This window comes from Ohtaekwangia koreensis, from assembly GCF_900167975.1.
Lineage (GTDB): Bacteria > Bacteroidota > Bacteroidia > Cytophagales > Cyclobacteriaceae > Ohtaekwangia > Ohtaekwangia koreensis.
Window position 1 is genome coordinate 2,309,671 of the sequence record NZ_FUZU01000001.1, and the last position, 25,455, is coordinate 2,335,125.

The 25,455-nt window shown below is 41.9% G+C and carries 25 protein-coding genes; 9 read left to right on the plus strand and 16 right to left on the minus strand.

The features are described from left to right. The first annotated feature begins 20 nt into the window (after nt 1-20). The 3 genes from B5Y40_RS09325 to lgt all read left to right on the plus strand — a co-directional run bounded on the left by B5Y40_RS09325 (nt 21) and on the right by lgt (nt 3,291). Entirely contained in the window at nt 21-1,202 is a 1,182-nt protein-coding gene (locus B5Y40_RS09325; protein ID WP_079686409.1) for a PQQ-dependent sugar dehydrogenase, read from the plus strand. Nucleotides 1,203-1,280: 78 nt separating this feature from the next. After that, nucleotides 1,281-2,468 (plus strand): C1 family peptidase, encoded by a 1,188-nt coding sequence (locus tag B5Y40_RS09330; RefSeq protein WP_143785674.1) that lies wholly within the window; start codon nt 1,281-1,283, stop codon nt 2,466-2,468. Between the two features lie 34 nt (nt 2,469-2,502). Next, entirely contained in the window at nt 2,503-3,291 is a 789-nt protein-coding gene (lgt, locus tag B5Y40_RS09335) for a prolipoprotein diacylglyceryl transferase (protein WP_079686410.1), read from the plus strand. On the opposite strand, the gene B5Y40_RS09340 is transcribed toward lgt, so the two are convergent. From B5Y40_RS09340 to B5Y40_RS09355, 4 genes are all read right to left on the minus strand, one after another. Beyond that, nucleotides 3,284-3,703, minus strand: a complete 420-nt coding sequence (locus B5Y40_RS09340; protein ID WP_079686411.1) for an META domain-containing protein — start codon at nt 3,701-3,703, stop codon at nt 3,284-3,286. The genes lgt and B5Y40_RS09340 overlap by 8 nt on opposite strands. A gap of 120 nt (nt 3,704-3,823) precedes the next feature. Then, nucleotides 3,824-4,582 (minus strand): 3-keto-disaccharide hydrolase, encoded by a 759-nt coding sequence (locus B5Y40_RS09345; protein WP_079686412.1) that lies wholly within the window; start codon nt 4,580-4,582, stop codon nt 3,824-3,826. A gap of 14 nt (nt 4,583-4,596) precedes the next feature. Next, complete coding sequence (locus tag B5Y40_RS09350) at nt 4,597-5,109, minus strand: hypothetical protein (RefSeq protein WP_079686413.1); 513 nt, start codon at nt 5,107-5,109, stop codon at nt 4,597-4,599. A 4-nt stretch (nt 5,110-5,113) separates the two neighbouring features. Further along, nucleotides 5,114-5,641, minus strand: coding sequence for a DUF2911 domain-containing protein (locus B5Y40_RS09355; protein ID WP_143785675.1), 528 nt, complete (start codon nt 5,639-5,641; stop codon nt 5,114-5,116). A 235-nt stretch (nt 5,642-5,876) separates the two neighbouring features. Here B5Y40_RS09355 and B5Y40_RS09360 point away from each other — a divergent pair, with 235 nt between their 5' ends. The 3 genes from B5Y40_RS09360 to B5Y40_RS09370 all read left to right on the plus strand — a co-directional run bounded on the left by B5Y40_RS09360 (nt 5,877) and on the right by B5Y40_RS09370 (nt 9,886). Continuing rightward, the gene (locus tag B5Y40_RS09360) at nt 5,877-7,361 is read left to right on the plus strand and encodes a hypothetical protein (RefSeq protein WP_079686415.1); all 1,485 of its coding nucleotides are present in this window, start codon (nt 5,877-5,879) and stop codon (nt 7,359-7,361) included. Nucleotides 7,362-7,427: 66 nt separating this feature from the next. Then, the gene (locus B5Y40_RS09365) at nt 7,428-9,305 is read left to right on the plus strand and encodes a cytochrome c peroxidase (RefSeq protein WP_079686416.1); all 1,878 of its coding nucleotides are present in this window, start codon (nt 7,428-7,430) and stop codon (nt 9,303-9,305) included. A gap of 98 nt (nt 9,306-9,403) precedes the next feature. Beyond that, nucleotides 9,404-9,886 carry a deoxycytidylate deaminase gene (locus B5Y40_RS09370; protein ID WP_079686417.1) on the plus strand — a complete coding sequence of 161 codons (483 nt, stop codon included), beginning with the start codon at nt 9,404-9,406 and terminating at the stop codon, nt 9,884-9,886. An 11-nt stretch (nt 9,887-9,897) separates the two neighbouring features. On the opposite strand, the gene B5Y40_RS09375 is transcribed toward B5Y40_RS09370, so the two are convergent. From B5Y40_RS09375 to B5Y40_RS09405, 7 genes are all read right to left on the minus strand, one after another. Beyond that, nucleotides 9,898-10,224 carry a hypothetical protein gene (locus B5Y40_RS09375; RefSeq protein ID WP_079686418.1) on the minus strand — a complete coding sequence of 109 codons (327 nt, stop codon included), beginning with the start codon at nt 10,222-10,224 and terminating at the stop codon, nt 9,898-9,900. Nucleotides 10,225-11,076: 852 nt separating this feature from the next. Next, nucleotides 11,077-12,099 carry a UDP-N-acetylmuramate dehydrogenase gene (murB, locus tag B5Y40_RS09380; RefSeq protein ID WP_079686419.1) on the minus strand — a complete coding sequence of 341 codons (1,023 nt, stop codon included), beginning with the start codon at nt 12,097-12,099 and terminating at the stop codon, nt 11,077-11,079. Next, a complete protein-coding gene (locus B5Y40_RS09385; protein ID WP_079686420.1) occupies nt 12,096-12,461 on the minus strand; it encodes a glyoxalase superfamily protein in 366 nt (121 codons plus the stop codon). The genes murB and B5Y40_RS09385 overlap by 4 nt, the downstream gene beginning before the upstream one ends. A 15-nt stretch (nt 12,462-12,476) precedes the next feature. Beyond that, the gene (locus tag B5Y40_RS09390; RefSeq protein ID WP_143785676.1) at nt 12,477-13,673 is read right to left on the minus strand and encodes a hypothetical protein; all 1,197 of its coding nucleotides are present in this window, start codon (nt 13,671-13,673) and stop codon (nt 12,477-12,479) included. An 8-nt stretch (nt 13,674-13,681) separates the two neighbouring features. After that, entirely contained in the window at nt 13,682-14,572 is an 891-nt protein-coding gene (locus tag B5Y40_RS09395; RefSeq protein ID WP_079686422.1) for a porin family protein, read from the minus strand. A 24-nt stretch (nt 14,573-14,596) separates the two neighbouring features. Then, nucleotides 14,597-16,348 carry a DUF1501 domain-containing protein gene (locus B5Y40_RS09400; RefSeq protein ID WP_079686423.1) on the minus strand — a complete coding sequence of 584 codons (1,752 nt, stop codon included), beginning with the start codon at nt 16,346-16,348 and terminating at the stop codon, nt 14,597-14,599. Nucleotides 16,349-16,362: 14 nt separating this feature from the next. Beyond that, a complete protein-coding gene (locus B5Y40_RS09405) occupies nt 16,363-18,138 on the minus strand; it encodes a DUF1800 domain-containing protein (RefSeq protein WP_079686424.1) in 1,776 nt (591 codons plus the stop codon). A 244-nt stretch (nt 18,139-18,382) separates the two neighbouring features. Here B5Y40_RS09405 and B5Y40_RS09410 point away from each other — a divergent pair, with 244 nt between their 5' ends. Both B5Y40_RS09410 and B5Y40_RS09415 read left to right on the plus strand, forming a co-directional pair. Continuing rightward, the gene (locus tag B5Y40_RS09410) at nt 18,383-19,234 is read left to right on the plus strand and encodes a hydroxymethylglutaryl-CoA lyase (protein ID WP_079686425.1); all 852 of its coding nucleotides are present in this window, start codon (nt 18,383-18,385) and stop codon (nt 19,232-19,234) included. Between the two features lie 61 nt (nt 19,235-19,295). Next, nucleotides 19,296-19,931 (plus strand): tetratricopeptide repeat protein, encoded by a 636-nt coding sequence (locus B5Y40_RS09415; protein ID WP_079687137.1) that lies wholly within the window; start codon nt 19,296-19,298, stop codon nt 19,929-19,931. Nucleotides 19,932-19,991: 60 nt separating this feature from the next. On the opposite strand, the gene dprA is transcribed toward B5Y40_RS09415, so the two are convergent. The 3 genes from dprA to B5Y40_RS09430 all read right to left on the minus strand — a co-directional run bounded on the left by dprA (nt 19,992) and on the right by B5Y40_RS09430 (nt 22,616). After that, complete coding sequence (gene dprA / locus B5Y40_RS09420; protein WP_079686426.1) at nt 19,992-21,101, minus strand: DNA-processing protein DprA; 1,110 nt, start codon at nt 21,099-21,101, stop codon at nt 19,992-19,994. 83 nt (nt 21,102-21,184) lie between these two features. Further along, nucleotides 21,185-21,523, minus strand: a complete 339-nt coding sequence (locus B5Y40_RS09425; RefSeq protein ID WP_079686427.1) for a MerR family transcriptional regulator — start codon at nt 21,521-21,523, stop codon at nt 21,185-21,187. 1 nt (nt 21,524) lies between these two features. Beyond that, nucleotides 21,525-22,616 (minus strand): CapA family protein, encoded by a 1,092-nt coding sequence (locus B5Y40_RS09430; RefSeq protein WP_221408883.1) that lies wholly within the window; start codon nt 22,614-22,616, stop codon nt 21,525-21,527. A 107-nt stretch (nt 22,617-22,723) separates the two neighbouring features. On the opposite strand from B5Y40_RS09430, the gene B5Y40_RS09435 reads away from it, so the two are divergent. Continuing rightward, on the plus strand, nt 22,724-23,299 hold the full coding sequence (locus B5Y40_RS09435; RefSeq protein WP_317043550.1) for an HPP family protein: 576 nt from the start codon (nt 22,724-22,726) through the stop codon (nt 23,297-23,299). Between the two features lie 9 nt (nt 23,300-23,308). Here B5Y40_RS09435 and B5Y40_RS09440 read toward each other — a convergent pair whose 3' ends face one another. Next, nucleotides 23,309-24,274, minus strand: a complete 966-nt coding sequence (locus B5Y40_RS09440; RefSeq protein WP_079686428.1) for a M23 family metallopeptidase — start codon at nt 24,272-24,274, stop codon at nt 23,309-23,311. Beyond that, nucleotides 24,274-25,248, minus strand: coding sequence for a M23 family metallopeptidase (locus B5Y40_RS09445; RefSeq protein ID WP_079686429.1), 975 nt, complete (start codon nt 25,246-25,248; stop codon nt 24,274-24,276). The genes B5Y40_RS09440 and B5Y40_RS09445 overlap by 1 nt, the downstream gene beginning before the upstream one ends. Nucleotides 25,249-25,455 lie beyond the last annotated feature (207 nt).

Genomic DNA, 25,455 nt, shown 5'->3' on the forward strand with positions numbered 1-25,455 from the left:
TTTTTAACGATTATGAATTTATGAGATCGATTATTTCAACTCCTGTTTTGATGCTCGGGCTGATGCTTGCCTGCAGCAATTCGAGTTCTACTGACCCTACAGGCGACAAGGGCGTTAACGGCCGTGATGTCAGTGCTCCGGCCATAACAGACTACGCTGCAACGTTACCATTGGATAAGATCAAGCTACCAGCGGGTTTCAAAATTGCAGTATATGCTGAAGTGGAGAATGCACGCTCCATGGCGTTGAGTCCTTCTGGTGTAGTATATGTAGGCAATCGTGATAAGGATAAGGTATATGCTGTAAAAGATACCAATGGTGATTTTATAGCCGATAAAAAATGGGTCATTGCATCGGGACTAAATATGCCGAATGGTGTTGCGTTTAAAGATGGCAACCTATATGTAGCAGAGATCAGCAAGATCACTAAATATACCGGCATTGAATCTAAACTGGATAATCCTCCTGCGCCAACGGTGATCGCTGATAATTATCCGACAGAATCACATCACGGCTGGAAGTTTATAGCGTTTGGTCCTGATGGAAAACTATATGTACCCGTTGGTGCACCGTGCAACATCTGCGAATCGAAAGACGAAATATATGCGAGTATAACACGCCTGAATGCAGATGGATCGGGTCGCGAAGTTTTTGCGAGAGGCGTTCGCAATACCGTTGGATTTACATGGCATCCACAAACAAAAGAACTTTGGTTTACAGACAACGGTCGCGATATGCTGGGCGATGATAAACCTTCCTGCGAGTTAAATGTAGCTCCTAAAAAAGGAATGCACTTCGGCTATCCATATTGCCATGAAGGATCGATCAAAGATCCGGAGTTTGGTGATAAACATCCATGCTCAGAATTTACAGCACCTGCTGATAAACTCGGGCCACACGTTGCGCCTCTAGGGTTAAGATTTTATACCGGCAGTTCATTCCCGGTAGCATACAAGAACCAGATCTTTGTCGCAGAACATGGTTCATGGAATCGCTCCAAGAAAAGTGGGTATAACGTCACACTTGTTAAACTGCAGAATAACAAAGTAACCAGTCATGAATTGTTTGCCAGCGGATGGCTTGATGAAGCAACTCAAAAGGAGTGGGGCCGTCCGGTAGATGTACTCGTGCTTCCGGATGGATCGATGCTGGTTTCCGATGATAAAGCAAATGTGATCTATCGTATTTCCTATAAGGGTTGATGTATATCAACCTTCAATTATACTGCAAGGTTTGCCACGCCAGTAAAGTTTACGAAGATGACGTTTTGTGATTAAAAAATGCGAACTTGGAAGAAGAAGCTATACTGGTTTGCAGCAACGAAGAATAAACTTACCCTACACGATATGAAAAGGATTCTCAGTCTCGGTATAATATTGATGGCAGGTATATCCTGCATCATGGCGCAGCCTGCACCGGATGAAGCATTATTAACGGTTGTTAAAAAAATAGAAAGTACACCGGTTAAAAATCAGGCGAACACAGGTACATGCTGGAGTTTTTCAACTACATCGCTGGTGGAATCACAGACTATTCATAATGGGTATGGTACGTTTGATCTTTCAGAGATGTTTACGGTGCGCAATATATATACCGAGAAGGCCCGCAACTATATGCTTCGGCAAGGCGCTGCCCAGTTTGGTCCGGGTGGTTTAGGACATGATGTTATTCGTGCTATGGCTACCTATGGGGCCGTACCGGAAAGCGTTTACTCGGGATTGAACCTTGGTCAGAAAAAACATGATCATGGTAAGCTTGATGCACAGTTGAAATCTTACCTCGATAGTTTGTTAAAAACAAGACCTGTTCCGGTAGACTGGATGAAAGGATTTCAAAATATACTCGATGAACATCTGGGTAAAGCACCGGAGACCTTTACGTATCGCGAGCGTCAATTTACACCCAAGAGCTTTGCTGCAGAGGTTTTACATTTCAAGGCAGACGACTATGTGAACATCACTTCGTTCAGTCATCATCCATTCTATACTTCATTCATTCTCGAAGCACCTGATAATTTTTTGAATGGCTCCTACTATAATCTTCCGCTAGACGAAATGATTCGTGTCACCGAGCGTGCAGTCGAGCAAGGATATTCTATTATGTGGGATGCCGATGTGAGCAATGAATACTTCCGCCAGAAGGATGGCTATATATTGCAATGGAAAGACGGAAAGATACCGGCCACCGTTTCTCCTGACGATGAAGAGATGAAGTATAATCAAACATTTCGGCAGACACTCTATGAAAATCTGACTACACAGGATGATCACCTCATGCATCTTGTCGGTCTGGAGAAATCAAAAACCGGTAAGAAGTTTTTTATGGTGAAGAATTCCTGGGGCGAATACGGTCCGTTCAAGGGATATATACATGTGTCGGAAGCATACTTTGCTATTAACACCGTAAGCCTCGTGGTTCCAAAAGCAGCGATTGATAAAGCGCTGTTAACCAAGTTGGGAATTCAGTAGTTAATCATTTAAACTTCGGCTCAACGAATCTGCTATGCATCCTGTCTTGTTTGAAATAGGAGGGATCTCTGTTTACAGCTATGGTTTCATGATCGCCATCGGAGCGATCGCAGGGGTTGCTTATATGGTTGTTCGGGGCAAGAAAGAAGTGGGGCTTACATTCGATCAGGCCAACTCTTTATTTCTTTTGATTTTTATTGCAGCATTCGTGGGCGGCAAAGCACTGCTCTTCTTCGAAGATGCTTCTTATTATATAGCACATCCCGGTAAGTTATTGGGTGGGAGAGGTTTTGTTTTTTATGGATCTTTTTTGTTGGCCGTCCCGACAATGCTATGGTTCTTCCGAAAACAAAAGCTACCAACCTATGCCATGCTTGATATCATGGCCATCACCACATGTCTTGTGCACATGTTCGGAAGGCTTGGGTGTTTCATGGCGGGATGTTGTTACGGTCTACCAACGGATGCTCCATGGGGTGCTATATTTACAGACCCGGCCTGTCATGCAAATCCAAAAGGTGTTCCACTTCATCCCACCCAATTGTATGAGTCAGGGTATATATTCCTGGTAATGCTGGTATTGCTGTTCCTGCGCGGAAGAAGGAAATTTTATGGACAGCTGTTTCTTACCTATTTATTACTCTATGCAATTGGTCGTTACGCCCTTGAATTTTTCAGAGGTGATATTGCGCGCGGCTTTATAATCAAAGATTACCTGTCGCACTCGCAGTTCATTGCGTTGCTGATATTTATTGTAGTGCTCTATGTATATACGCGCTGGTCGAAGCGTAATCAACTAAGCCTGCACAAGAAACCTATTTGAGATATACCGATTGAAAAGTGGCCAGTAGTGTCTCACCTTCGTATAGTTCCAACGTTTCACCATTAATTTTATATGTAGTGGCAGACTCCAATGTCTTGGTCAGAAAGTTTTCAACATCCAACCGGTCGCATGCCATCTTTGTGGTCATGGTGGTGAATTTTATTTTGTCGCCATCCACAGTATAATTACCACCGAGGCCGTTGCATCCTGCAAATCCTTTAATTCGTTTTTCGTTACCCTCGCTGCTCAATACAAAATGTACTTCTTTAGCGTTGTCAGGTGTCATTACCGGCATGCCGTTCATCTCTGCCAGCTTCCAGTATGTATTTTCCAGGTTCGCTACACTGGAATTATTCTCAGTAGATCTGCATTGCAGAAATATAACAAGCGCGAAGAAGAGTAATTTTTTCATGAGGGATATTTTTTTAAGGTGTGTAATAAAATGTTTTTAGTCTCACCCTAAGTCCCTCTCCAAAGGAGAGGGACTTTTAAAGCCTTCTCCTTTGGAGAAGGGCTGGGATGAGGCCAATTCTCACAACTCACGTATCCAAATATTTCTGAAGCTCACAGCGTTGCCATGATCCTGTAAACGGATCGGGCCTTTTTCGTAGGCTTTATATACTGGTAAACCTATATATTCGGTAGGTCCCCAAACGGCCACGTGGTTCAGTGATAATATACCGTTGTGTGTAACCGTCACGTATGCCGGAGAGATTACGCGGCCTTCGCTGTTAAAGCGTGGTGCTGTAAAGAAGATCTCATACACTTGCCATTCGCCTGGCTTGCGGCAAGCATTTATCAAAGGTATATGTTGCTTGTATATAGAACTTGCCTGTCCGTTAGCGTAAGTTTTGTTGTTGTAGTTGTCGAGTACCTGTACTTCGTAACGCTCTTGCAGAAATATACCGCTGTTGCCACGACCCTGACCAGTTTGTTTAGGATCAACTTCTGCAGGAGAACGCCACTCTACATGAAGCTGGAAGTCACCGAATTCTTTTTTCGTCTTAATGTCCTTCGCACCGGCAGCAACAGTCATAGCACCATCTTTAAGTGTCCACTTCGGAGCAGTGCCATCAATGGTTACCCAGTTATCAAATGATTTACCATCAAACAATACGGTTGCATCGGAAGGCGCATCACCAACTTTTTCAGCAGGAGTGATAACACGTGGCTGTGGCTCCCATATTTCTGTTGACTCTGGAGTTTTTTTACTTTGTTGTTCTTGTGCGTAGGCAAGATTACCGGCACTGATGAACGCGAGTGCGATCAATAACTGATTAGCTTTTTGCATATTGGTCTGGTTTATTATAAGTCGTTAGCGATATCATCTACTTTTTGTTCTTTATCATCCTTCATCATATTGCGTACCACAGGTGAAGAATATTCAAGCTCCAGGAAATTTTTCCCGGTGGCTTTGAATTTCAGAATGATACGGTCACTCTTCCAGAAGTATAACTGGTTCTTCATATCATAATCGGCTTTGCCGAAAAGTGATTCGAGTGCTTTCATCAGGCGTGGATCTTTATCCGTCAGTACCTTGATCTCATAGATCAGGTCTTTATAGGATTTCAATTCAATCTCCTTTACTCTTACTTCACCGATCTTTTCATAATCGGGGTGCTCCACAGTATATAGCTTGGCAGGGTAAAGATCTTTTTCCTTGAACTCCTTTTTTACTTTGGAGCCCTTTACGGAATCAGCCATTGAACCCAACTCAATGTCTTTAAAACCATTTCGTTTTTCAAGTTCCTGAATATTTTGAGCATATGTGGAAGAAGCCAAAAGCAGGAGTAGGGCAGAGAATATGTACCGGATCATGTGATTAATTTATAAACTTAATTGGAATAGTGATCATCGTCCTATCCCACATTATCAAAAGGTCTGCCACATCGTTTCTCTGGTCAAATTTCATGGTGAGTGGCTCGTATACAAGATCTCCCGTAGAGTGCACGGGTACATCAAAACGAATCAGATCTTGTTTCGGATTATAATTATAGGAGCCAAAGAGCCCTACATCTTTATTGATAATGATGGTCCACTTATCTTTTTCAGGAATGGTAAAGATTGTATACGTCCCCGCTTTTACCAGGAAGCCCTTCAAGGTTAGATCTTTAGTGAGTGTTATTTCCGTGGCCTCATTTGCTCCGGGGCTCCACTCTTTTCCAAAGGGTATAAGTTTACCAAAAATCTCACGGCCTTTTTTCGATGGCTGCGAGTAAGTGATCTTCACATACGACTCTTTATAGCGCATGGAAATTATATCCACAGGACTACTTCTTTCTTTGATCACTTGCGACCAACCTGAAATGAAAAATGCCAGACAGAAAAGTGTGAAAAGATATCGCGTCATCGGGTTTAAAGATAATAATTTAGAATTCATCTACAGGTTAACACAGGCGTTTCAATTTCTTAATGCTTGTCATGGTTATTCAGTGTGCTAACTTCTTCATAGCGAATTAGTTTTTGAAATATTGATCCATCACGCCCTATACTAAATTTTAACACGCTGATAAAAGATGATTGATATTCAGGTATTACACGGGGTCTAAATTTCGATACCCAAAAAACAATCATTTATTCCATACATGAAAAAGACATTTACAAAAATTATGTGCCTGCTGATGGCCACAACATTAGCCTTTACAGCGTGTGAAGGTCCACAAGGAGATGTTGGTCCACAAGGAGACAAAGGAGATGCGGGCGATAAAGGTGATACAGGCGATGATGGTGAGGATGCAAACCAGGTTGTACTCATGAATCACTCAACTACATCTACATTTCTTAAGAAACTTCCGGGCTTTGAAAGTGTGGAAACATTTTCATTGATCGGCAGTGCTGATTACTTGCCGGAATCTCCTTCCTATATATTTGGTGGAGCAGCAGATGGTGCTGGTCTACTCAAAACTACGGACGGCTTTGTGATGTTGGTGAACAACGAAGATAACATTGCTGTATCGCGATTAACATTCGACAAAACATTTCGTCCTGTTAAAGGAGAATATATTTTGAACTCGGATGGCGGACAGAAAAGACTTTGCTCTGCTACTTTGGCTACTCCGGAAGAACACGGCTTCGGTCCGTTGTTTCTTACCTGTAGTGAAAACAGCAGTGCGCAAATTCACGGATTGAATCCGCTTGCAGCAGCAACGCCCACCGTTCCTAATTTTCTTCCTGGTCTTGGAAGATGGGCTGCAGAAAATGCAGTGCCATTGCCGAAAACTGCTTATGCAGGGAAAACAATTATTCTGATCGGAGATGATGACTCCGGAACAGACGGTGGTCAGCTTGCGCTATATTTATCAAACACCGTGGGTGATCTTGAGAACGGAAGTGCTTATGTTATGAGACGTGTGGATTTGAATACACGCGAAGTAGATATAGTAGAGAACACTCCGGTGAGTGTTGAGTTCGTGAAGATCGATGATCATAAAACGATCACTGGTGCACAAACCAACGCAGCGTCTACTGCACTAAAATCAATTGCATTCGGACGTGTTGAAGATATTGATTATCGTAAGGATGGCGTTGGCAGAGAAATCTATTTCAATGTAACGGGTCAGGATGGTAACTCAGATCGCACGAAATACGGTCGTGTATATAAACTCGTGCTCGATGCAGCCGATCCGTTGAAAGGAACTTTAACCTTGGTTTTGGATGGTGATGATCGTGAAGGAAAGGCAGGTACTTTCCAGGATCCTGATAACATTCTTGTAACAACGAACTACGCCTATATACAGGAAGATCCGAATCAATATAGCGGTATCGATCATGATGCGTATTTATACCAGTATAACTTAAGCACGGGTGCATTGAAAAAAGTGTTTGAATTGAATCACTTCCGTGGACAAGCTGACGCGGAAGCTATCTATGGAAAATCTAACTATGGTGCGTGGGAATACGGTGCTATGCTTGATGTATCCGATATACTTGGTATCCCCAATACATTTATACTCAATATACAGCCTCATACCTGGAAGTCTCCTCAGTTCAAAGGCGTAGACGGTGGTTCACTGGCTACATCTTTCGATGAGGGCAGCCAGATCGTTGTGCTTCGCGGCTTGCCTCGTTAATTTTTTTTGTAGCGTGTTTTTAAACTGCCCGGAATACCACCGGGCAGTTTTTTATAGTAGTCTCTTATGCAACGAATCATTTTTATATCAATAACCGGTCTGCTGATATTTTCCCTGATCAGCTGTAGTCAACAACAACCCGCTCAGCCAATAGAAAAAGTAAATGAGTTTTTTATTTCTCAGGCTGATTCACTCGATTATACAATAGGTCTTCTGGCTAACGCAGATGCAGCATCATCTCCTGAAGAATTAAAAAAATATTTTGCCAAAGCCCGGCATCATTTTAAAAAGATAGAGTCGCTGGTCGTTTTCTATTTCCCGGAAGAGAACGAGCGAATCAATGGCCCCGCACTTTTAAAAACGGAAGAATATGATGACAAGGTGCTCATCCCGACAGGCTTCCAAGTGATCGAAGAAGATTTATATGCCGGTGTAATACAACGTGACACACTTCAGCAGAATGTGCTCGCCTTAAAAGCCATTCTGAATAATCTCAAATATACCGTGAGGAGCAATGCACTGAATAATGCAAATGTATTTGAGTCAATTCGATTGGAGATACTCACCATCATGAGCTTGGGCATCTCAGGTTTCGACTCACCGGTATCATTTCAAACTATAGCCGAAGCAAAATCCAGTTTGAGAGGTGTCGAAACAATTCTTTCGTGCTATAGCGATCAGGCATCTGATAACGTATCGCTTCAGAGGCGGATGGAAAAAATCTTTCAAAGCGCCTATAGTTATTTAGATACACAGCAGGATTTTGATTCATTCAATCGCGCGGTGTTCATTCGCCAATATCTCAACCCGTTATCATCTGCAGTATATGAGTATCAGCAAGCATTAAAAATTCCGAATAACAAATGGATCAGCGCAGTAAAAATGGACAAGCCTTTGTTTTTTAGCGCAGATGTATTCGATGTGAATTTCTTTTCACCAGCCTATAATCGTAACCTCAAGCCCGAAGTTGCCAGACTTGGTAAAATGTTATTCTTCGATCCTGTGCTTTCCGGAAACAACACGCGGGCATGCGCATCCTGTCATTCACCATCCAAAGCTTTTTCGGATGGCGCGATTAAAAGTATAGCGTTTAATTCCAGCCACGAAGTTTTACGCAATGCTCCAACCTTGATCAACTCTGCATATCAGAAATCTCAATTCTGGGATCAGCGTGTTCACTTCATTGAAGATCAGGTAACCGATGTGATGAGCAATCCCAATGAAATGCATGGCGATGTAGAAGCGTCTTCCAGGAAGATCGCGATGAATAAAGAATATGTTGACATGTTTAAAAAAGCGTTTGGTGATAGCGTTGTGATTGACAAACGTAGCATACAGACATCGCTCGCTGCCTATATCCGTACGTTGTCTGGACTTAATTCACGTTTTGATCAGTATATGCGGGGCGAACAAGCTATACTTTCAGAAGATGAAGTTTCAGGGTTCAATCTTTTTATGGGAAAGGCGAAATGCGCGACTTGTCATTTTCTTCCCTTGTTCAATGGATCGGTTCCACCACAGTATACTGAAACAGAATCGGAAGTGTTGGGTGTTCCTGCAATGGCTGACACAATACATGCTGTTGCTGATACAGACCTTGGTAAATACAATGCCTATACGCGGAAGCTTTATCAGCATGCTTTTAAAACTCCTACTGTACGCAATGCTGCATTAACGGCACCCTATATGCACAACGGAGTTTTTAAAACGCTGGAAGAAGTTATGGATTTTTATAATCGGGGAGGAGGCGCAGGCATTGGCGTGCAGCTTTTCAATCAAACATTACCCTCCGATAAACTTAATCTTACTAAAAAAGAACAGCGACAGATTATAGCGTTCATACATACACTCACCGATACAACAGGATTAACACAAGTGCCTTCTTCATTGCCGAAATTCAATAACGCTGCACTTGATAAACGAAAAGTAGCCGGAGATTATTAGTTTGATCGCCGTTGGCAAAAGTGTTTATAGGAGGAGACTTTGGAATCGCTTCTTTTCAAAATTCTAAATTCTCCTTTCTATATTCTATTTTTGCGCACATGTTACGTCCTGATTTTGATGATATCTATATGGAGCTGGCCGTTAATCTCGCCAAGCGTTCACATTGTATTAAGCGCCATGTAGGAGCTGTACTGGCAAAAGATACCCGTATTATTTCTATAGGATACAACGGTCCGCCGGCAGGCACACATAACTGTGATGAGGAGTGGGCAGACGTTGGTTGCCCGCGCGATTCAAAAGGTGGATGCTCGCTCGCGTTGCATGCAGAGCAGAATGCTATTCTATATGCAGTAAAAAATAAAACCTCTGTTGATGGTGCTACGCTTTATATAACGCTTTCACCGTGCCTTGCATGCTCACGGATTATTTATTCCATGGGCATCCGCAAAGTAATATATCTCAACTCGTATGCAGAGCACAAAGGAATCGCTTCCGATGAAGGAGTAGATTTCCTTCGGAAGTTTGGGGTAGAGGTGGAAAGATTTAATAAGCTACTGACCAATGTAACTCATATGATATAAAGAAGAACCCGCTACTGAATCTTCAGTGCTTTTTCAAGCTCTCCAATTAACTTAACGGTAATTCCTTTTGTCTTCTTTGCTTTCTCTGCATTGAACACCGTTAACGTGCGTCCCAATACTTCATATAGGCCTGTAGGATTTTTATCATGACGGTAACTTCCAAGGCACCACTCCAAATCCGATTGAAGTTGTTGTTCAATTCCCAACTCCTGAAGTTTCTTTAATGCTTCATCACTTGCCGCTTCAATGTCATACACAGCAGCAGGAGTAGTTTTAGTTTTTGTAGTGGCTGTCTTTGCCGGAGCTTTCGTTTCAGTTTTCGCAGTTGCTTTTGCCATAATGGTAATGTTGTTTGTTGATTTAACACGAGAAAGTTACGAGTGATGTAAGCGTAAGACAAGTATCATGTGGATAAAATTTACGCAACCGAGTGTGAGAAGAGGATAAAAATAGCGATCAGAACCTTAAAGCATGAAGTTACCACACGTTGATTGGAGTTTTATAGCGACTATGGATGATTCTAAAATGTTTACATCATGCAGGAATAGTACATCTTTTAGGATGATCGTTCGGTGATGCACGAGTCGCATACGAGCAAGGTGTTTAATTATATAATCATGGATGTAGTCGATTCACACTTCACGATCTCTCTGAGGATGAAGAGTGATTGTATCGTCAATGCGTTAATACATTTAAGCGGTGCTGAACGATCTATACTCACCAATAGAAATTTCAATGAGACATAAAATCAGCGTGTACAAGTGAAAAACAGTGTATCAGCCGTTGTATAGAATGAATTATAGTAAAAAGAAGATAGCGGTGGCGTTATAGATGTGCGTGAAAGATGATGGACGCACATGAAAGGTAAAGTGTAATAAAAACGAAAGGGAAGTAAATCCAATTTACTTCCCTTCGCAAAGTTTCTTAGGTCAAACCTAATTACTTCTTCTTCTTAGCAGCTTTTTTAGCAGTCTTTTTTGCAGACTTCTTTGCCGCTTTCTTCGCTGATTTTGCCATAGCGTTTTTAATTTTATGTTTAAACTATACGAAAAGTAGTAACAAAAAATTTATCTACAAAAATTTTCGTGAAAAATTTTTCGAAGCAATAAATTTTCACGAGTGATAAAGTGATCATCAACATGAGTTGATGCAGTGATGATGATGTTGATCGCATAAATATTATATCAACTTTACTCTATAACATTCACTTCAGGATGAAGTGTGATGTTGAATTTTTCTTTTACACTTGCCTGTATATCCATTGCAAGTTGCCATATTTTTTTTCCGTCACCACCACCATAGTTTACTAACACAAGTGCCTGATGTTGATGAACACCAATGTTATCGAAGCGCTTTCCTTTCCATCCACATTTTTCTATCAACCACGCTGCAGGTACTTTAAACATTGCGTTTCCCGCGATATAGCCAGGAATATCCGGGTATGTTTTTTTTAGTAATGCATAGGCGTCTGCATCTATAGTTGGATTTTTAAAGAAGCTTCCGGCATTACCAATCACCGATGGATCCGGTAATTTACTTCTTCGAATATGGATCACTGCTTCACTGATCGCACGCACTGAAGGTGTATCATAACCGAGTGTCGTCATCGTTTCATTCACCGCACCATAGCTACAATTGAAGCGATGATTTTTTTTTGAAAGTCTTAAAGTAACACTTGAAATAAAAAATTTATTTTTTGCCTCTTGCTTAAAAATACTTTCACGATAACCGAAGTTACAGTCAGCATTTGAAAAAGTTTTCACCTTACCTGTACTTATCTCGATCGCTTCAACCGACTCTACTACATCTTTAATCTCTACTCCATACGCACCAATGTTTTGCATCGGTGCAGCACCCATCGTGCCGGGTATCAATGAAAGATTTTCTATTCCACCTAAGTTTTTATCAACACAATACATCACTAACTCATGCCAGTTCTCTCCGGCACCAACCTTTAGCAATACATTTTCATCATCATTGTGGATAACTTCTTTCCCTTTGATCTCTACTTTCACCACAAGTCCGTCAAAATTTTTAGTAAGCAGTATGTTACTGCCTCCACCCAATATCAATACCGGCTGATTTTTAAATATATCAGAGGTCAGCAGTGCTTGCGCATCTTCGATAGATTGAATTGTTGTGAATTCCTTTGCTGTTGCCTGCAGTCCAAATGTATTGAATGAGGTGAGGCTTATGTTCTTCTGTATGGTCATGCGTTTGATGTATAGGATTCGCTGAATAAAAATTTAGTATAGAACGGGTTGGTTACCTTCTTTCTGATTGCATTCCAAAAAGCGTTCCGTGCTTCTGGTCTGTTGTTTCTATAGTGTTTCGTGATAAAGTCTTTATAATATTGGAGGAGGCCGCTATACTCAATTGAAACACCAGTGTGGGGAATGAAATGTACATGGTGCTGTGTCCGATGAAACGTTATAGCTTCTTTTGATGCCGGTCTATAGCAATCAGCGCTGCCAGTATGTTCGCGGTCTATAGAAAAAGCAAGCCATTGAATGCTATATTCAATGGCTTGGATGTATTCTGATATTCTGAAAATGGGAATTACGCGTGATTGCATGAGCAATCTTACGCACTACTTCACGTTCGATGCAACTTCTTCCTTCGAAAGTTTAAAGATGCTGATGCGTGGAAAGCGTCCAGCGAGGTACGTTGTGCCGCATACTGCAATGCCTCCGTCTTCTGTGTTGATTAAATTTCCGATCGTGAATGGATTCGAGAAGCCAAGATACTTGCTTCCTATAAACGCTCCGGTAGCTTCATCATAAAAATATAATCCAATCTGACGTGTTTGTGTATCGGCAGCGTAGATCAATACATTTTTTTCTTTTACAACGGAGCGAAGGATCTTCACTTTCGTTTCCGATATCAGTTCAGGTAAAGACAATCCACCTAAGTCAATACCAGGTCTATTTTCGGTTGCAACGATCTGTGTATTGGGCAGAAAATAATTATCACCGAAGTTATAGCGTGCTGCGGCATACTTACTCGAGCTGAGTGGAGTAAGCGCGCTAAATCCACCGTCATCCTGCTGCCCGCTGATAATACCAATGGGTTCATCACCATTTATATCGGTAAAGATCAATGAAAATGTATAGTCGTAAAATCCATTAAAATAGTAAACGCCCGGAGAGACCATGCCTACATCAAATGGAAATTGTTTACCTGTTTTTAAAAAATGTTCGCTCAATGGTTTTTCACTGTCGTCTCCATCGCCAATGGTATATCCTTTTTGTTTTATCGTTGAACCATCTAAACCGATCAGTGAAATAATTGATTGTTTCCCATTTATATCCACGCTGTATAGCAGCAGCCCTTGATCTATAGCCAAAGACGCGGCAGGGTTTACAAACCCCAATGGAGTAGTTGTGAAATTGTCAAGGTTCTCATCGAATGAAGCCAGGTGCACATCCGTGCCTTTATTCTTCACGCAGAAGAAATAATATTTATCGGCAACCTTGGAGAGACGCGCAACGGGGTTGTTCAATGTATCCGCATCAACGAACTTCACAAAGTTTCCGTACTTGTCAGCTTTCAGCAGGTATACACCTGTAAGTTGCGTTCCAATAAGTCTGCTTTCACCCAGCACAACGTAACCGCCATCCGCAGTTTGTTGTATATCGATGGGCGAGAACCCTTCGCTGAACTGATTGCTATCAAATATAGAGGTGAATTTTTTTGTTTCGGTAAGCAGGTTGGAGTCTTCTCCACAACGCATGATGGTAAGTGCCATCACCACTATTAATAAGGATGATAATATTCGTGTTAGCATAGTCAGGGTTATTTCCGGTTTAACGATTTGAAACCACTTTCCAGGAAGCGTAGCGGGAACAGACATCCCAAGGATATAGAAAGATTATCCATATCGAGATCATCCATTGCATCACCAACGCCCGCCAGACGATCGTTGCTATACCTGTTTTCGGCTGAAACAACATTGCTCATGCCGAGTTTATATTGCACATCGAAATTAAGGCGAACATTGTTGCCGAGATTATAGTAAAAACCGGCACCTCCTAACAAGCCCCAATATTTCTTGGCAAACAAATCTTTAGCACCAACGGTGATTGATTCATCCTGAAATTCATTTTGTCCACCCGATGCCTGATCAATTCCGGAAACTGTTACACTCTTGGTTGCGCCAACCCGAAATGCCTGGAAAATACCAGCCTGTAAATAAGGACGAAGCTTGGTATTGGTCATTTCATATTTTACCACCAAGGGTATAAGTATATGATCTACCTTTTGTTCCTGTTCGTAATTTAATTCTACGTTATTGGTGGCAGTCTCTCCATCCGTCCATCGATATTGATTGGTATAGGCAAAACGGCTGTGCTGAAATGTAGGCTGCAGACTAAATGTAAAGTGCTTGAAATAAAATGTTGCTTCAATTGTAAAATGACTTCCTGTCAGATTGAAGTTGCTATACTTCTTTCCACTTTCGGAAGCATCGTAATTGGTAGGAGCAAGAATGGCGTAATTCGTTACAACATTCACCTTCGTAAGGTTCATGCCGCCTTTAACACCAAGCCACCATTGCTTTTCGAGAAACTTCTCGTTCTCTTTATTCTGTTTGTTATAGGCTGCCGGTGATTTTTTCTTTTTGCTTTGTGCCAACACGAGGTTGGCTGCCAGCAAAAGACACAGCAGCGAGAGGTAAAATTTTTTCATAGGGTTGTTTGAAAAGGCTAGGCTCTATTTAAGTACTATTAATTTCTTCGCTTCTTTGTAGAAGCCGGTCTTCAATTCATAAATATAGTTCCCGGCAGGCAAACCTGTAAGATCCACTTCTACTTTATGCTCACCCGGAGCATATACACCATCCACCATGGCTTTCATCTTTTTACCATCCTGGTTAAACAGATTCACATTTACATGGTATGCGCTGTTCACTCTGAAATGTACAGTGGTTCTATCTTTAGCAGGATTCGGGTAGCAATCTTCCAGTGCAAAGCGATCTCCTATAAATCCTTCGTTGCCCGTGATAACTTTCTGCGCAAGCGGTATTTGTTCAAATTTAGTATCGTCAGATGTACCGGTGGTCATCAAGCCTTTGCCCGGATCATTCATATTCTGCGCATCCGGAAATATTTTATTCAGGCTCGCATCATCTACCTGCATCCAGTCACGCATAATGTTCGCGTATACATTTCGGTAATCATACTGCATTTCGAGATTATTACCAGAAGCATTTGTTTTTAAAGCTACTCCTACAACACCAGGCTGCGCGCCTTTTCCAAAAATAAACATAGGTCCTGCCGTGCCATGGTCCGTGCCATAGCTTGCATTCGAGTTTACTCTTCGTGAAAATTCGGAAGTAGTTATAGTCAATACGCGATCTTCCAATCCGCGTGCACGCAAATCATCCTGAAAAGCTTTCATACTGGAGGAAACATGATACATCAATGCAGCGTGTCCTCCCATCGTAGGATCATACTTTTCAACCTGATCAGCATGCGTATCGAAGCCACCGATTTTTACCAGGAATACTTTTGTCTTACAACCACCTGCGAGCAACCGTGCTACAAGCTTGAGTTGGTTTCGTAATCCATTGGTAAGACTTCCTGCAGGAGCGTTGTATGGATACTTATCAGGATATACTATGTTTGTCGCAGAACTGTTATTCAACACTTCTGTAAGACGTTTGGTATAGTCTTCTGTTTTATCTTCAAGATCCAGTATCCACTTAAGTTCTTTATAGTAAGATGAATCCTTCAGATATTCCGGAGGTATACCACGCGGATCTGTACTCTGATCTTCAAAAAATCCTTCGAGGTCGTCCAGGTTATCCAATCCTTCTTCGGACAAAGTAAAGGATGTTGGTATATTTCCTTCCTGGTGGAAGATCAACGATACATCGCCTCCAATTTCAATCGCGAGCGGATCGACCATTTCATTCTGTGGAAAAGCAGGATTCAAAAATTCTTCCGGATATTTATAGGGTGCATATTCACCTTGCAGATAACGTCCAAGCCAACCCGATTGTAAATAGTCATCATACGATCCGCCCATGAATGTTATATCACGTCCACGAAAGTGAGAACCATTGTTATTCTTATAGGATACACCTTGAACCACCGTCATTCTTCCCTGATCGTACAAGGTCTTCATGCCAAGCATATCCGGATGAAACCCGATTTGATTTTGTTCTACCAGTGTGCTATCGAGTGGTATATATTTCCGTAAACTGTTTGCTGCCGGTATAGCAATGTTAGGTCTCTTATTATAGTATTCACCATACTGGGCAACGGGTATACAACAATTCAATCCATCATTACCACCATGCATCTGCAAGATGATCAAAACGCGATCATTGTTGGTGGCAGCAGCGGCCATACGGGTTAATGTATTCTGTCCCATCGCGCGCATCGATATACCCCCGATCGTAAAGGGAATGCTCATCGCTAGCGGGAGCTTCTTTAAAAAATCTCTTCTCGACTTATTCATAAACAGAGTAGGGGTTAGGCAAGTTGATATTCGGGTGATTGGAGAAGTGCATTGAAGAGGCGGTTGAGCCAGTCGCGTAATTCAGCAAGCTCGGTGCCTTGATTCCAGGTGGTTGTCCAATAACCTTTTGGATCCATATTTACATCTGTCAGGAATCGGGTTAAAAAATAGTTTAACCTTTTTACCGTGAGACTTGCAGTGAGTGCATCCGGATTATTGTTAGGATCTTCATATACCAGGAAGTCGTGATGCGGCAACAGATAGGCGATCAATGCTTTTACCAGCTCTTCAGAATCGGAAGCTACCGCTGCAAAATTCGCTTTAACAAAATCGTAGGTATTTACATTGAAATATAGTGTGCCCTGCGGATCGAGCAGCGTACGAATAAAATCATAGCGTCTCGAAAGTGTATTCGTTGTAATCCAGAAGCGATGATATATAGGATACTGATGATATGCTTCATATCCGGCTACATCATACGGATTATAGAAGTTCATTCCCTGTCTTCTGATCTGACCGAGTACTTCTCCCGTAGCCATATAGTATTGATCGGCTTGCGTTGGATCGGGTACAGAAACGTTGAAGAATTTTAAAGTACCAATCACCAGATCTATAGGTGATTTTATCAAACCACCGAAAGCATCGTCCGTTACACCACCTGCAGCATCATAGAAATGCTGGCTTCGTAACAAGTTTTCTATAACGGGTTGAATTTTAAAATTGTTAGCAGGCGAAACGAAGAGTGCAGCCATTTGGTCAATAATGGTTTCAGAAGCCATCACTTCAGCATCGGTATGCGGTGCCCACAGGAAGAACCTGTATATTTTGCGACAGATATTTCTTGCAGTCTCTGGCTGTTCGTAAATTAAATCGATCAGCTTGGTGATCTCATCCAAGGCACTTTCCAAGGTTGGTACACCTCCCGGCATTAGCAGCGGGTCTGGTGTAATAACATTGCCGGGAAATAATACACTGGTAAACCGATCACTGAATTGTTTAGGTTTACTTGCATCATTATCATGAGCAGATGCATTTGTATTACCTCCTTTTACTTTGCCACGCGGTAAATTTGTATCCGGATCGATGTTGCCAAACGTATCATCAAAATCCCAGCCTGTTAAAATTCGTGCAGCAGTTTGTACATCGGCTTCTCTATATACTCCATAGTCGCCCTCTTCACCAGAGGTAGCAGGAGGATTCGCTTCGAGTCCACGTCCTATAGTATATAATTCGAGAAGCTCACGTGCATAGTTTTCATTGAAGCTTCCTTTTACATTCAGCTTCCCATCCAGCAACTCAAGCATCGCGTTATCGACACTGGCTTTTACTGTAAGTGTTTTAAAGTTTACATCGGTATCCGCTGTAGTAGCATCGAGTGCAAATTCTCGAAACAGTTGATTCTGGAAATATAGCGCACGGGTGTTGTCTACTTTTTCAGTGCGCATGGTAAAGTGTGTATGCAGAAACAACACTACTTTTTCGCGGGCGGAATACGCGAGCGAACTGTTCATCATCTGGCCAACGAACCAGCGCAGCAAGAATTCTTCGAGGGCCCCTCCCTCGCTGTTTGCTGGTGTTATACCAGATAGCACCCATTCAGAACCTGTTTTAGGATCAATCGGAAGTACCGGATCAGGAAGCGTTTGACGATAAAGTTGTGTGATAGCCTGGGCTGGAGTAAGGCCGGCAAAGGAATCAATTTGCTGTTTGGTAGCACCGAAGGTAGCTCTGCGTAATAAATGTGCAGCTCTTTTTTGACCCAGGGTTCCTCCATATTCGGGTAGTGGCATAAAGTTAGGGTAGTTTTGGAGTCACTATATAGCGATCTATTATACAAATGTATTTAAATGGGTGATAAAGTGCATTAGCTACCGACAACTGTAGGTATTTTACTATGGTTTAGAGTTACCATATCACGGGAGCTGTAACTTTTGTCTGGTTTTTATACATTGGAAATATTCCTTCACGACCATATCTTGTTTTTTATTTATAGTTGATTGTTTTTTAATTCAACATTAATCCACGCTTCCAGCAATGAAAATTATTGAATGTCCACGCGATGCTATGCAGGGCCTTGAACAGTTTATTCCCACCACACAGAAGGTACGCTATATTAATCAACTGCTAAAAATAGGATTTGATACCATAGACTTTGGAAGCTTCGTGTCACCAAAAGCGATACCTCAACTGCGCGATACTGCAGAAGTACTGGAGCAACTCGAGTGGGAAAAGAGTATATCGAAGCTATTGGCGATTGTTGCCAATACGCGAGGCGCAGAAGATGCTTCTCACTTTGATGCAATTACATACCTGGGCTTTCCGCTTTCCATATCAGAAACTTTTCAGAAACGAAATACAAACAAGTCTATCACGGAAGCACTCAATACTATACATGAAATACAAAATATTTGTGTGCGGTCGAATAAAAAATTAGTGACCTATATCAGCATGGGGTTTGGCAATCCATATGGTGACCCTTATGATAAAGACGTAGTGGGTGAATTTGTTGGTATCCTGCATACATTGGGTTGTGAAATTATTTCATTGGCGGATACGATCGGAGTATCTACCCCGGAAAATATACGGTATCTTTTCACATCCTTATCAACCGTATACCCTGCACTGGAATTAGGCGTTCATCTCCATTCCACTCCGGTTACTGCACTTGAAAAAATTGAAGCTGCGTACCAAGCTGGATGCAAGCGTTTTGATGGCGCTATAAAAGGATACGGAGGCTGTCCGATGGCAAAAGATGATCTCACAGGAAACCTCGCCACCGAAACCGTGTTGTTTTACCTTGAACAAAACAACGTTCATACCGGTCTGAATGCGGAAGCCTTCGCGGAAGCGCTTCTGATGGCAGATGAAATATTTCCAAAGCATTGAAAATATTACTTCACAGATAGGGTACCATAATAAACGTTTACTTTTGTTTAAACTTAGATATATGAAGAACTTGATCCTGATTGCTTGTTTGCTTCTTCTCTCCGAAATATCCTTTGCTCAAAGCGCAAAGGAGTATACGCAGAAAGGCCGAGAGCTATATGAACGTAATGAGTTTATGGAGTCGTTGCTGAATGTTAACAAGGCAATTGATCTTGATCCAAGCTATTCAGTAGCATACTATCTGCGCGGTAACATTAAGGACCGGTTTGATGACCGACATGGTGCGATGAAAGACTATAACACCGCCATCGAAAAAAACGCAAAGTTCGCAGATGCTTTTTTCGCACGTGGTAATGTTAAAATGAAATTGCAGGATTACTATGGTGCCATCGCGGATTTCTCTTCAGCGATTACACTCAATGAAAACTATATAGAAGCATACTTCAACCGTGGAAAAGCAAAGCAGTTTTTACAGGCATACGAAGATGCTATAAACGATTGCTCGAAGATCATTCAGATCAATCCTAAAAATGTTGATGCATACTATATGCGCGGTATACTTCGCATTGATTTTGGTGATGTGAAGAATGGTTGCCTGGACCTGAGCAAGGCTGGTGAGCTTGGCGATTTGAAAGCATACGAGGTCATCAAAGAGAAATGCAACCAGAGAACGCAGGATAATGATGGAAGCTACTGACCTCCGGTAGTTTTAAATGTATATATCAAAAGCTACGACACGAGTGTGTCGTAGCTTTTTTCATTTCAAAGCGAGTTTATATACTTTCCCCGGAAGGGTAGAGATCGTGTTTTTAAATTCCAGTCCGAGGAGTATAGATGCAAGCTTGCTCATGGGAAAACCGGAACGCCAGCTAAGTTCATCAATCATCAGCTGGTGATTATTCAGAAGCAATACTTTCAGTACCGCTTGCTCATCGGGCTCATACGATTCAAGGTTGAACGCTTCTTTTTTCGGTACAAGCTGTTCATGAGCATTCCAACCCATTATATACTCCAGGTCTTTAACAGAACTGATCAGGTGTGCTTTGTTGGATTTTATCAGGTTGTTGCATCCTTCTGAAAAGCTCTGCCCTATATTTCCAGGAAAGGCGAAAACATCTTTATTATAGCTGTTGGCAATCTCTGCGGTAATGAGCGCTCCTCCTTTTTCTGCAGCTTCCACTACAACAAGGGCATCACAAAGTCCTGCTATAATTCGATTTCGTGCCGGGAAGTTGTGCGCATCGGGTTTTGTGCCGAATGGATTTTCAGTAACAAGTCCTCCATTGGTTAACATTTTTTGCGCGGTATCGGCATGTATAGCCGGGTACATGACATCTATACCACTGCCCATGATGCCCAGTGTTGGAAGATTTTTTTTCAACGCCTGTTTGTGTGCCAGTATATCAATACCATACGCAAGACCACTGATGATAGAGGCCTGGTGTGCTACAAGACTCTCGACTAATTCTTCAACACGGTGCTTACCATAGTCAGTAGATTTTCGTGTACCGACAATGGCTACTGACTTTGTATTTTCAAAATCAACATTGCCCTTTACATATAGGAGGGATGGCGCATCACTGACGAGCTTTAACCTATAGGGATAATCTTTATCGGTATAAAAGATAAGCCTCGTGTTCTCTTTTTCGGCAATCTTTAATTCCTTCTCGGCATTCTTAAATGGAAGTTCGTTCGATATAGTATCAGCTGTTATTTTACCGATACCCGGAATCTTAAGAAGTTTTCCCTTCGGTGTTTTAAATACTTTTTCAGCTGAACCACAATAGCTTACTAATTGTCTGATGGTATAATCCCCGATGCCGGGAATAAAATGCAAGGCGAGTAACGCCAACCTGTTCTGATCCATAAATAACTAATACACAACTTTGCTATAAAAATAAAAAGCCGATGTGAATATCATCGGCTTTTCTAAAATCTATTTTTCTTTTTCTAATGAAGATTATCGCGCATCTCGATCAGAAAAGTTCGTACGCGCTTTAACGCATCGAGCATTTCCATTTTATCTTTCACGGCCTGGGTATCATTGCGCAGCATATCTTTTGCACCTTGAAGTGTAAAGCCTTTCTCTTTTACAAGGTGATAGATTGTTCTTACATTATCAATATCCTCTCGTGTAAACTGGCGATTTCCCTTCCGGTTCTTTTTTGGTTTGATAAGATCAAATTCAGATTCCCAGAAACGAATGAGTGAAGGAGCAACGCTGAACATTTCTGCTACTTCTCCAATGGAGAAGTAAAGCTTTTCGATTTCCTTTTCTTTATAGGCCATGTTACTGAGCAATATAAGTAATTAAACCATTATCATCAATGCGGACTGGAGACTCCGGAAGATCTTTTTTAGTTAACTCCTGGATCTTTTTTATCACTTGTTTTTGTGAGTCAATTTTCACGCCAGTGCCATACGATTGATATGTCGGAGTAATTTCTGCTTTAAAAAGTTTACCGGTTCTGTCGGTATACACTTTAATAATAGGAGCAAGGCCATTAACACCGGAAACGCTAATTCCCCTATAGGTACAAAAATTACCAAGGCTATAGGCGATGAAACGCTCTTTATATACATCAACCGCGCGGGTCACGTGGGGCCCATGTCCAAAAATTATATCCGCTCCGGCATCAATCATTAAATGGGAAAATTTATACACGTCACCACGATTTTCTCCATGAAAAAGTTCATTGGTACGGGGTATATTTTGATACTGAGCACCCTCAGCACCACCGTGGAATGAAACGATAACTATATCGACCAGCGAATCAAGCTGCTTTACCAATGCTACCGCTCCGGCATGATCGTTGAAACTCACGCAATTGGTGTTGGGAGCAAAAGCCACCAATCCATATTTTATACTATCTTTTTCAAAGATCACAGTCTTCTGATTCATCTGCCCTGCATGAAGTATACCTCCGGCTTCGAGCGTTTTCATACTGCTGCTGCGACCAGCTTCACCAAAATCGCCTGCGTGATTGTTGGCAAGACTCATCATGTCAAATCCGGCACTGATTAAATTCTTTATATAGCGCGTTGGTGTTCTGAATACATAACACACTTTAGGATCCTTGCATGTTTTAGGTGTGCCACCTGCATCGAGCAACGTACCCTCCAAATTACCGAAGGTTACATCTGCATTGCGTAATACAGGCTCAACGTCTTTCATCAGAAAGGCTCCGTCATTCGGTGGTAATTTATCTTCCGGATAGCTTGTACCCATCATAATATCACCAACACCAATAATTGTCAGGGTGTCTTTACGAACAAAGGGAATCGAATCCTGCTGCGAGAGTGTAACGGAATCCTGAACTTGTTGAGCTATGCTAAGAGTAGAAGCAAGAGATAAAATGGAAAGGAATAAAAGGCGCATCATCAACGATTTAAGGTGCAAAGAAAAACAGTTTTAACTACCCCGCAAAGCATTAATCTTTCTAATCAGATTTTAACCTCTGTTATTTTCCTTCCTTTTTATTTTTGCACATGAAAAAAATCAAGCGCAGGATGCGCATGTTAAAGATCGTAATGTACAAGGAAACGCTAATCGACTTTAACGAGCACCTGTGGACTTTTATAGGATCGTTTATAGGGATCGGGTTAATTGGATATTTGCAAAGCCGATCGTTTTCTGACCTCGATAATCTTTTCCTGATCGGGTCATTTGGGGCATCTTCGGTGTTGATATACGGTGTTATACAGTCTCCGCTTGCGCAGCCGAGAAATCTTATCGGAGGGCATCTCATCTGCGCTTTCGTAGGCGTTACTGTTCGCTACCTGGTTCCGGAAATATGGTTCGCCGCAGCACTCGCAGTTTCATCTTCCATTGTATTGATGCAGATCACCAGAACATTGCATCCGCCAGGTGGAGCTACAGCATTGATTGCTATTATAGGTTCTGAGAAAATAAAGAGTCTGGGGTATATGTATTTGATCAGCCCTGTGTTGAGTGGCGTTGCTATTCTGTTAATTGTTGCGTTGTTCTTTAACAACATAACATCACACAGACGCTATCCTGTTAACCGACATTGGTACCAAGTCTGGAAACGGAAATACTTGTAGGGTGAGTAATTAATCCAGCGGATGTTCTTGCTGACTTCCTACCTCGATTAGCTTTTGATATTCTTTGTTGCTAAGATCGCGTTGGAAGAAATTAATCGGATGAACATGTTGCCCTTTGAAGAGAACTTCATAGTGAAGATGTGATGCAACCGAGTTCCCCGTGTTGCCCACGTAGCCGATCACCTGTCCGCGTTTTACCTGATCACCTTCTTTTACGGCAAAAGCCGAAAGGTGAGCGTAACGCGTTTCGAAGTTATAGTGGTGATTGATATATACTACATTTCCGTATGATCCCGAGAAATAAGCCATCGCTACCTTTCCATCTCCTGTTGCATATACAGGTGTTCCTTTCGGAGCAGCAAAATCAAGGCCGTTGTGCGCCATATATTTATGGAAGATGGGATGGAAGCGAGTTCCATAAGTCATGTGCAATTTCGAAAGTTCTTTATTACTGATCGGTTGAATAGCAGGACGCGAAGCCCAAGCCTCCAGTTTATCTTCGATCATATCTTTTAGCTTGTCGTACGATTGTACCTCTATATCTACCTGGTGCTTCAGCTTCTCCACCGATGTATAGTTCTGAAGTACCATTGGAAAATTCTGAAATGCTTCTGTATCAAGTTTTATGCTACCGCCGACACCAGCCTGACGTTCACTGGGCTGCAGGGGTTCAGCATCTAGAATTACTCTGTAATTGTTATCATCCTTTTCAATCAGTTGATGAAGCTCGGCATACGCCTTTTCAGTTCTGTCTTGCAGAAACTGCCATTCAACTTTCAGTGTGTGATTTTTTTGTTTGAGTATAATTTCATCGATCGATCCTACATATTGAGTATAGAAACTATAAGCAACTAATGCGAGCGATAATGATACACTAAAAAGAACCAGTGTTCTGATTCGAAGAGATTTTCCTTTTAAACGCCATGGTTCATAGCGCAGTGTGTCAGGATTATATTGATACTTGATGCGTGCCATTAATCGAGCGACTGGTTAGATTTCTTACTGCGTTCCAGTAGTTGATGATATTGCTTGCTGGTGATTCCTTCCATGAAATATAGCACAGGGTCAACATGATCTCCATTGCTCATAACTTCATAGTGAAGATGGGGTGCAACGGACCCGCCACTGCTTCCCACGGTGCCAATCACCATTCCTTTTGTTATTTTCTGTCCGGCCTTTACTGAGATTTCTTCTAAGTGAGCATAGCGGGTAGACATTCCCTTGCCATGATCAATCACAATTGAGTTTCCATAACCCGCTTGCAGGTCGTTGTGATTTATACTGCTTACATGACCAGGTGCTGTAGCTCGTACTTCTGTTCCGCGTGCTGCTATAAAATCAACACCCGGATGTATATACATTCCTTTATGAAATGGATTAACACGCTTACCAAAGCCGGATACGAGTTTATCGGATTCTATATTTGCAATAGGCAATACGGAAGGAAGTGACGCCAGATTGGTTACATCTTCTTTCTGTATATGCAGATGACTACGAATGCCTTCATTCGCATCGGTTGTTCTTTTTGATAATTCTTCAGAGCGATTTTTCAACATCTCCAGCATAGAACCGAAGTCAGAAGCATCGGCTAATAGAACTTTTTCTTTGGAGAGTGAAGCTTGTGCAGCAGACTCTGCAGGAGGAGCTGTACTAAAAAGTTTAGTATAAAGATTTTTTTCTTCAGCCTGGAGGCTGGCCAGCGTTTCTTCAATCTTGTTGAGATTTTCTTCCAGAATGGGTTTGTGCTCTTTTAGTATTTTGTTTTCGGCACGAAGTTGTTGTTCATAGTCCGTAGTAATAAAGCGGTTGTGAACAAAAACGATCCCTATAAATAGGAGTCCGGCCGTAAAGAGCACGCCCGCTGACGTAACTACCGTATCGCGCCACGTGATCCGCGCGCGCTCATACTGGCAACTTTTAGAATTATAGATGTACTTGATATCCTTCATTAAGTCAGGGCTCAGGTTCTGTCAGTAAAAGATGTGTTCAGCCAGAAAAAAATATCTGATACCTGCTTAATCTCTGTCATCCGCTCTTAATTTTGTGGCTTGCTTGTGATTTTTTGCGGGCTAATATAGTAAAAACCCTTTCCCTGCCAAACCCAAGTCCGGTGAACGGACGCTGAAGGCAGGTAAGGAAACATGCACTTAAACATT

Excerpts from the sequence above, each read along its gene's own strand:
- B5Y40_RS09325 (WP_079686409.1), top strand. The coding sequence starts at position 21 with ATGAGATCGATTATTTCAACTCCTGTTTTGATGCTCGGGCTGATGCTT.
- B5Y40_RS09330 (WP_143785674.1), top strand. The coding sequence starts at position 1,281 with ATGCGAACTTGGAAGAAGAAGCTATACTGGTTTGCAGCAACGAAGAAT.
- lgt (WP_079686410.1), top strand. The coding sequence starts at position 2,503 with ATGCATCCTGTCTTGTTTGAAATAGGAGGGATCTCTGTTTACAGCTAT.
- B5Y40_RS09340 (WP_079686411.1), bottom strand. The coding sequence starts at position 3,703 with ATGAAAAAATTACTCTTCTTCGCGCTTGTTATATTTCTGCAATGCAGA.
- B5Y40_RS09345 (WP_079686412.1), bottom strand. The coding sequence starts at position 4,582 with ATGCAAAAAGCTAATCAGTTATTGATCGCACTCGCGTTCATCAGTGCC.
- B5Y40_RS09350 (WP_079686413.1), bottom strand. The coding sequence starts at position 5,109 with ATGATCCGGTACATATTCTCTGCCCTACTCCTGCTTTTGGCTTCTTCC.
- B5Y40_RS09355 (WP_143785675.1), bottom strand. The coding sequence starts at position 5,641 with ATGACGCGATATCTTTTCACACTTTTCTGTCTGGCATTTTTCATTTCA.
- B5Y40_RS09360 (WP_079686415.1), top strand. The coding sequence starts at position 5,877 with ATGAAAAAGACATTTACAAAAATTATGTGCCTGCTGATGGCCACAACA.
- B5Y40_RS09365 (WP_079686416.1), top strand. The coding sequence starts at position 7,428 with ATGCAACGAATCATTTTTATATCAATAACCGGTCTGCTGATATTTTCC.
- B5Y40_RS09370 (WP_079686417.1), top strand. The coding sequence starts at position 9,404 with ATGTTACGTCCTGATTTTGATGATATCTATATGGAGCTGGCCGTTAAT.
- B5Y40_RS09375 (WP_079686418.1), bottom strand. The coding sequence starts at position 10,224 with ATGGCAAAAGCAACTGCGAAAACTGAAACGAAAGCTCCGGCAAAGACA.
- murB (WP_079686419.1), bottom strand. The coding sequence starts at position 12,099 with ATGACCATACAGAAGAACATAAGCCTCACCTCATTCAATACATTTGGA.
- B5Y40_RS09385 (WP_079686420.1), bottom strand. The coding sequence starts at position 12,461 with ATGCAATCACGCGTAATTCCCATTTTCAGAATATCAGAATACATCCAA.
- B5Y40_RS09390 (WP_143785676.1), bottom strand. The coding sequence starts at position 13,673 with ATGCTAACACGAATATTATCATCCTTATTAATAGTGGTGATGGCACTT.
- B5Y40_RS09395 (WP_079686422.1), bottom strand. The coding sequence starts at position 14,572 with ATGAAAAAATTTTACCTCTCGCTGCTGTGTCTTTTGCTGGCAGCCAAC.
- B5Y40_RS09400 (WP_079686423.1), bottom strand. The coding sequence starts at position 16,348 with ATGAATAAGTCGAGAAGAGATTTTTTAAAGAAGCTCCCGCTAGCGATG.
- B5Y40_RS09405 (WP_079686424.1), bottom strand. The coding sequence starts at position 18,138 with ATGCCACTACCCGAATATGGAGGAACCCTGGGTCAAAAAAGAGCTGCA.
- B5Y40_RS09410 (WP_079686425.1), top strand. The coding sequence starts at position 18,383 with ATGAAAATTATTGAATGTCCACGCGATGCTATGCAGGGCCTTGAACAG.
- B5Y40_RS09415 (WP_079687137.1), top strand. The coding sequence starts at position 19,296 with ATGAAGAACTTGATCCTGATTGCTTGTTTGCTTCTTCTCTCCGAAATA.
- dprA (WP_079686426.1), bottom strand. The coding sequence starts at position 21,101 with ATGGATCAGAACAGGTTGGCGTTACTCGCCTTGCATTTTATTCCCGGC.
- B5Y40_RS09425 (WP_079686427.1), bottom strand. The coding sequence starts at position 21,523 with ATGGCCTATAAAGAAAAGGAAATCGAAAAGCTTTACTTCTCCATTGGA.
- B5Y40_RS09430 (WP_221408883.1), bottom strand. The coding sequence starts at position 22,616 with ATGATGCGCCTTTTATTCCTTTCCATTTTATCTCTTGCTTCTACTCTT.
- B5Y40_RS09435 (WP_317043550.1), top strand. The coding sequence starts at position 22,724 with ATGAAAAAAATCAAGCGCAGGATGCGCATGTTAAAGATCGTAATGTAC.
- B5Y40_RS09440 (WP_079686428.1), bottom strand. The coding sequence starts at position 24,274 with ATGGCACGCATCAAGTATCAATATAATCCTGACACACTGCGCTATGAA.
- B5Y40_RS09445 (WP_079686429.1), bottom strand. The coding sequence starts at position 25,248 with ATGAAGGATATCAAGTACATCTATAATTCTAAAAGTTGCCAGTATGAG.